Genomic DNA, 4,817 nt, shown 5'->3' on the forward strand with positions numbered 1-4,817 from the left:
TCCCCCTTCCCCCCATCCCCTGTTTCCCGACTACGGCTTATGCGCCGCGCCTTCCGGTGCGTGATCTCCCTCAACCCGGACCTTCCTCCGGCATTTATCAATCGAACGCAACGTCCACGGATTCTGCCGCGCCATCTCCAGCCCCCTGTCCATCCGATCAACCAGCTCCCAGGCAGCTCGGGTACCGGCATTATCATCCGGATCACCCTCGAAATGACCATATCTTTTAAATTGCCTGGCACGCAATACGTCTTCCGCAATCTCCTTCAAATACCTTTTTTTAAAGTAGGAAAGAGAGTTATGCAGCATTTTCGGATCAACGATCCGCCACTTATTCTCCTCGCGCACCAGTTGCAACCACACCCGTTCCTCCCCCTGATAATCAAGTTCGAATTTTCGACTGTGCCAGATACCCGAACTTACGGCAACACGTTGATAAACCACCGTGGCATCCCCCTGATCCCCATCCACCTCGCAATCAACCAGGGCATAGCCGCCAATGTAGGCGATAGGGCAATTATCATATTCCGATGGCCGACACAGCACACAGCCAACGTCAGGGGAGCCACCTGAGTCTTCCGTGAAATCAATCTGTGTCAACATCTCCCGTACAAAGCGAATATCGTAATAATCAGCCTCCAGAAAGAGTTTCAAGGTCTCCTCCGGACTGGAGTCATCCAACGCCTCCAGGCGGTCAAGAAACTCATTGCCGATTCCTGCAAAGCATGAAAAAAACAGGAAGGTGTACAGAATCCATTGGCGTATGCGGCTCATGGAAATTTTCCTTTGTCTGATCAACGTGCCCCCACAAAAACCGCTCACCCCTGATCGGCCACGGGGATGCCCAATCGTTTATAGACTCTCAAGATGGACTCCAGATCCTCCTTCAACTTGGGAGTACGAAAGTTCGGTTTTGTATTTTCAGGAAGAACGAGTACTTCATTTCGAATTTGAAATGGGGGATCCGCTACACTCTTCTCCCGATAGTGGTTCATCAACCCCGGCAAAGAGACCCGCGCCACGCCGGGATCCATCACAAACCACTTCCCCTCACGACGTTCCAACTGGTATTTCACACGGTCATGGGGCTTGCGATCCTCCAGGAACAGCCGATCCATTCCCTCCCCTTCGGTGACCATCACCCGGTCGAATTCCACTACCGCCAAACCACGATCCTCCTGCAACTGCAAATCCACCAGTCGGTAACTCAAGACGATCTGTATCGGATTATCATTCATATGGTAAGTTCGACAGGCAATACACAGTCCACGCTGCGCAATAACTTCTCTTTCAATTTGAACTTGCCAACTGTATTTCGTATATTCGCATAAGGAATGCCTTGCGTAAGGATACCCCATATATTCACTCTCAACAAACCCCAGAATGGTATCCTGTGCCGAGGATTGATCCATCGCATCTATTTTATTGCTATATTCTTGCAATACCTTTGCATTTACTCCCCCAACGGTAGCCAGAAACAGAAAAAGCACCATACTGTAAAGTTTAATCAATTTCCCCCCCCTAACTGTAAAAAAGCAGGAGCCCATCGTCAGGAAAGGGCTCCTGCTGAGGTGTCAAGAACGCTTATTTCCCATTACTTATGAGGCGGAAATAGCGAAAGTTTGTTGCTTTTTTTAACCCTCTAATATCCTGCGGAATAAACTTCTTGGCTTCAGTCGACATATGCAAGACCTCATTGTTGCCATTGATGCCAAAATCTGGCCCTGCAATCACCATGTGCTTGTTTCGAGGATTCCTGTCAGTCGGAAGATCCATAGTGATCACATCTCCGGGTTGAGGTTTTTCCCCTTTGCCAAGAGGACGAAACAAGGGGTGATTGCCAAAATCAGCCGTATTGTGATAGGATCCCTGATATCCATAGGCATTCCTCAGAATCTGGTCAATAGCTCCGGAGCAGTCAGAACCTGTTGTATCGGATTGAGGGCCTGCACCATCTTTAAGTGGTACATTTTTATCTGCCCACTCCATCGCTCCCTGCACAAACAGGGCGGGATCCAATTCGGTGGACTTGGGCTTTTCCGTCTGCCCACCGGCGGTACCGACCGGGGTGGCATCAGCCTCGCGGCCGGGTGACTCGGGAGGTACGGTCACGGGGGGAAAATCCTCTGCTTCACCCCTATCGGAAGCCCCGGAAGGCCACGGGGTCTGCCAAGCGCCCCCCACTCCCGTCTCCCTGGAACCGGATTCGCCGGAGGTATCGGTCCCCTGGCCACCGGTAGAATCGGACTCCCTGCCACGAGAAGGCGTGGAATCGGCAGCCCCGCCGAAATCACTTCCTCCCGAGGCAGATCCGGCCCCCCAAATCCCGGTCGAGCCAAACCCACCCTCGCCGGAAGCCGAACCGGAGGTATCCGCCGACGCCCCACGGCCGAAATCAATACCGCCCGAGGGGGAGCCCGCTCCCCAAGTCCCGGTCGAGCCAAACCCACCCTCGCCGGAAGCCGAACCGGAGGTATCCGACGACGCCCCGAGGCCGAAATCAAAACCGCCCGAGGGGAAGTCGGCTCCCCAAGTCCCGGTCGAGCCAAACCCGCCCTCGCCGGAAGCCGAACCGGAGGTATCCGACGACGCCCCGAGGCCGAAATCAAAACCGCCCGAGGGGGCATCGGCTCCCCAAGCGCCCGTTGAACCGGGCTTCTCGTCAGCGGAACGGCCCGCCGACTCCCCACCTCCCGTGGAACCCTCGGCAAGGCTCATGGCGGCGCTCTGTCCCCAGCCGCCCCCGGCGGGTGAAAAGGGTCCCCAGTGGCGCATTTCCCGCCCCAGTTTGGCGGCGAACCCGTTATCGCCGAAGAGAAAACTCTCGCGGGTTTCGGGTTCCAGGAAGGAGAAGTCCACACTGGGATTCTCCCGCTGCACCTGAGCCAGCGCCAGACGCTTCACCCCCCGGTCGAAATGCGGGTCCGACAGCAGGGGGATGGGGTCGTCCTCCCAGAGCCGTTTTTCGGCCCGGGTGGCAGGCTCCTCCGAAACCTCTTCCACCGACTCCGGCGGCATCCCGCCCGGATAGTCCCAGATGCCGTCCCCGTGTTGGCGTTGATGCGCGTGGGAATCAAAAGTGGCCTGCACCTCTGCGGCGGGGTCCATCTCGGACCAGCCCTTCTCCTCGCGGATTTCATCCGCGCGCCGAATCACCCAGTCAACCTGATTATCCTCTCGCTGCTGTTGACGACGCCATTCCGGTATGTCCGGTTGTGCATCTCGACCATTTTGCACCTCTTTTGGCAGTGATTGGAAGGCTTCTTTGAGATTTACTATTTTGTAAGGCATTTTACTCTCCATGTTCCAAGGTGAAAGAGCAGAGGCAAAGCCGGGGTGCTGACAGGAACCCTCTCGGAAAAGGGGACTCCAACGAAACGCGGAACATCTAATCGAATATCCATCTTTCGATTGTCATGCTACTTATCCAGCATTTTAATTCTTTTACGTTATTAATCGGATTAGGGGAGCTTGAGGGGGAGTATTGCAGACACGTTATTCCTTATTGAGTTCTACGTTTCTAATATTTATATCAAGGATTGTATGTTGCCATTTCCATAGATTGACGCCCAACCCCATCCAGCCGACTCCTTCTGATTATCTTAAATCATTCAAGCTGCGCATTTGACAAAATGCCCCGGACACCGTGTGCAACTCTTTGATATAACGGCTAGTTTACTGTTTTTACTCTTTTTATCCGCAGCGCAACGGAAAATCTTCTCCCGGTTGACGATTTTTGACCAATTCCCTCTCCAATATGGTACGATCTTTATGAAATCAGACTGTTCCTTTCTAACAAAAGCTGGAAAGGGGCCCACCATGTCTCGCCTTGTTCTCACCAAACGCTACAAACTCATTGCCTATGCTGCTGGCCCTGTTATTCTTTTACTACTTGGCACCATGGTATTTAAAGGACGGACCCTGACTCCGGACGAGGAGATTGCCCGGTTGGAGAGTGGGCGGATTCTGCAGCAGGAGGATATCCAAAAGCTGTTTGGACGTCGGTTCGTGGATTTGGGTGTCATGGCGGCGAGCGAGGAGGTCCGACGGACCATTACCGCTCTGGAAGAGGCTTATGATACCGATGGGCGCAAGATATGCGGGCCGATGTGGACGGAGATGGCGGATCGGTATGCGGGTTGGGTGGACACTCATGTGATGAAGTACGGCTATACGGATCTCTTTCTGATCAGTTCGAATGGGGATGTGGTTTTTACGGCGTCTCGGGGCAATGGGTTGGGCAAGAATTTACAGGATGAGCCGGGTGGGATTGGAAAGGTTTATGCCAAGTCGAAGGAAAAGCAGACGTTGGGCTTGTTCAAATTGAAGAAGGGGCCTTTGGCGCAACCGGTGGTCATCGTTATGGAGACGGTCCGGCGGGATGGCAAGGAGATCGGCACGGTGGGACTGCAATTGGCATTGCAGTTGAAGACGGGGGAGCCCGATGAGGATGAGGGCGGGGTGGAGATGGATGGCATGGGCCAGATGGTGTCGAAGGCCGGCAACAAGGAGATGATGCCGCTGGCGGATTTGAAAACCCAAACCAGTGGTATCTGGCGGTAAAGACAGGGTTCGAGCCGAAGAAATATACGGGGGTCCGGGGGGGATTATCCCCCCCGGCGGGGTTCGGGGCAGCGCCCCGAGGTGTTGCCGTGTCCGTTCCTGTCCGTTGACGTGTCCGTTCCTGTCCGTTGACGTGTCCGTTGACGTCGCGGTCCGCTGCCGCCGGTGAAAGCCTGAAAAGCCGATCCCATATACGATCTTGAGAATCGCAGCGGACCGCGGGGGGGCAAGGGGGGGCCTCATCCCCCCATCCG

At 54.6% G+C, this 4,817-nt stretch carries 4 protein-coding genes; 1 reads left to right on the plus strand and 3 read right to left on the minus strand.

Annotation, left to right across the window (positions count from 1 at the left end; all coding sequences use genetic code 11):
• Nucleotides 1–30: 30 nt before the first annotated feature.
• From HQL56_16485 to HQL56_16495, 3 genes are all read right to left on the minus strand, one after another.
• On the minus strand, nucleotides 31–774 hold the full coding sequence (locus tag HQL56_16485) for a hypothetical protein (GenBank protein MBF0311114.1): 744 nt from the start codon (nucleotides 772–774) through the stop codon (nucleotides 31–33).
• A gap of 44 nt (nucleotides 775–818) precedes the next feature.
• Nucleotides 819–1,238: a hypothetical protein gene (locus HQL56_16490; GenBank protein ID MBF0311115.1), complete on the minus strand. Its 420-nt coding sequence runs from the start codon at nucleotides 1,236–1,238 to the stop codon at nucleotides 819–821.
• A gap of 346 nt (nucleotides 1,239–1,584) precedes the next feature.
• On the minus strand, nucleotides 1,585–3,156 hold the full coding sequence (locus HQL56_16495) for a hypothetical protein (protein ID MBF0311116.1): 1,572 nt from the start codon (nucleotides 3,154–3,156) through the stop codon (nucleotides 1,585–1,587).
• Nucleotides 3,157–3,819: 663 nt separating this feature from the next.
• On the opposite strand from HQL56_16495, the gene HQL56_16500 reads away from it, so the two are divergent.
• Complete coding sequence (locus tag HQL56_16500) at nucleotides 3,820–4,563, plus strand: hypothetical protein (GenBank protein ID MBF0311117.1); 744 nt, start codon at nucleotides 3,820–3,822, stop codon at nucleotides 4,561–4,563.
• Nucleotides 4,564–4,817 lie beyond the last annotated feature (254 nt).

This window comes from Magnetococcales bacterium (genome assembly GCA_015231925.1).
Taxonomy (GTDB): domain Bacteria; phylum Pseudomonadota; class Magnetococcia; order Magnetococcales; family JADGAQ01; genus JADGAQ01.

What these genes read in the sequence shown, in the direction of transcription:
- HQL56_16500 (MBF0311117.1), top strand. Translation starts at nt 3,820, where the DNA reads ATGTCTCGCCTTGTTCTCACCAAACGCTACAAACTCATTGCCTATGCT.
- HQL56_16485 (MBF0311114.1), bottom strand. Translation starts at nt 774, where the DNA reads ATGAGCCGCATACGCCAATGGATTCTGTACACCTTCCTGTTTTTTTCA.
- HQL56_16490 (MBF0311115.1), bottom strand. Translation starts at nt 1,238, where the DNA reads ATGAATGATAATCCGATACAGATCGTCTTGAGTTACCGACTGGTGGAT.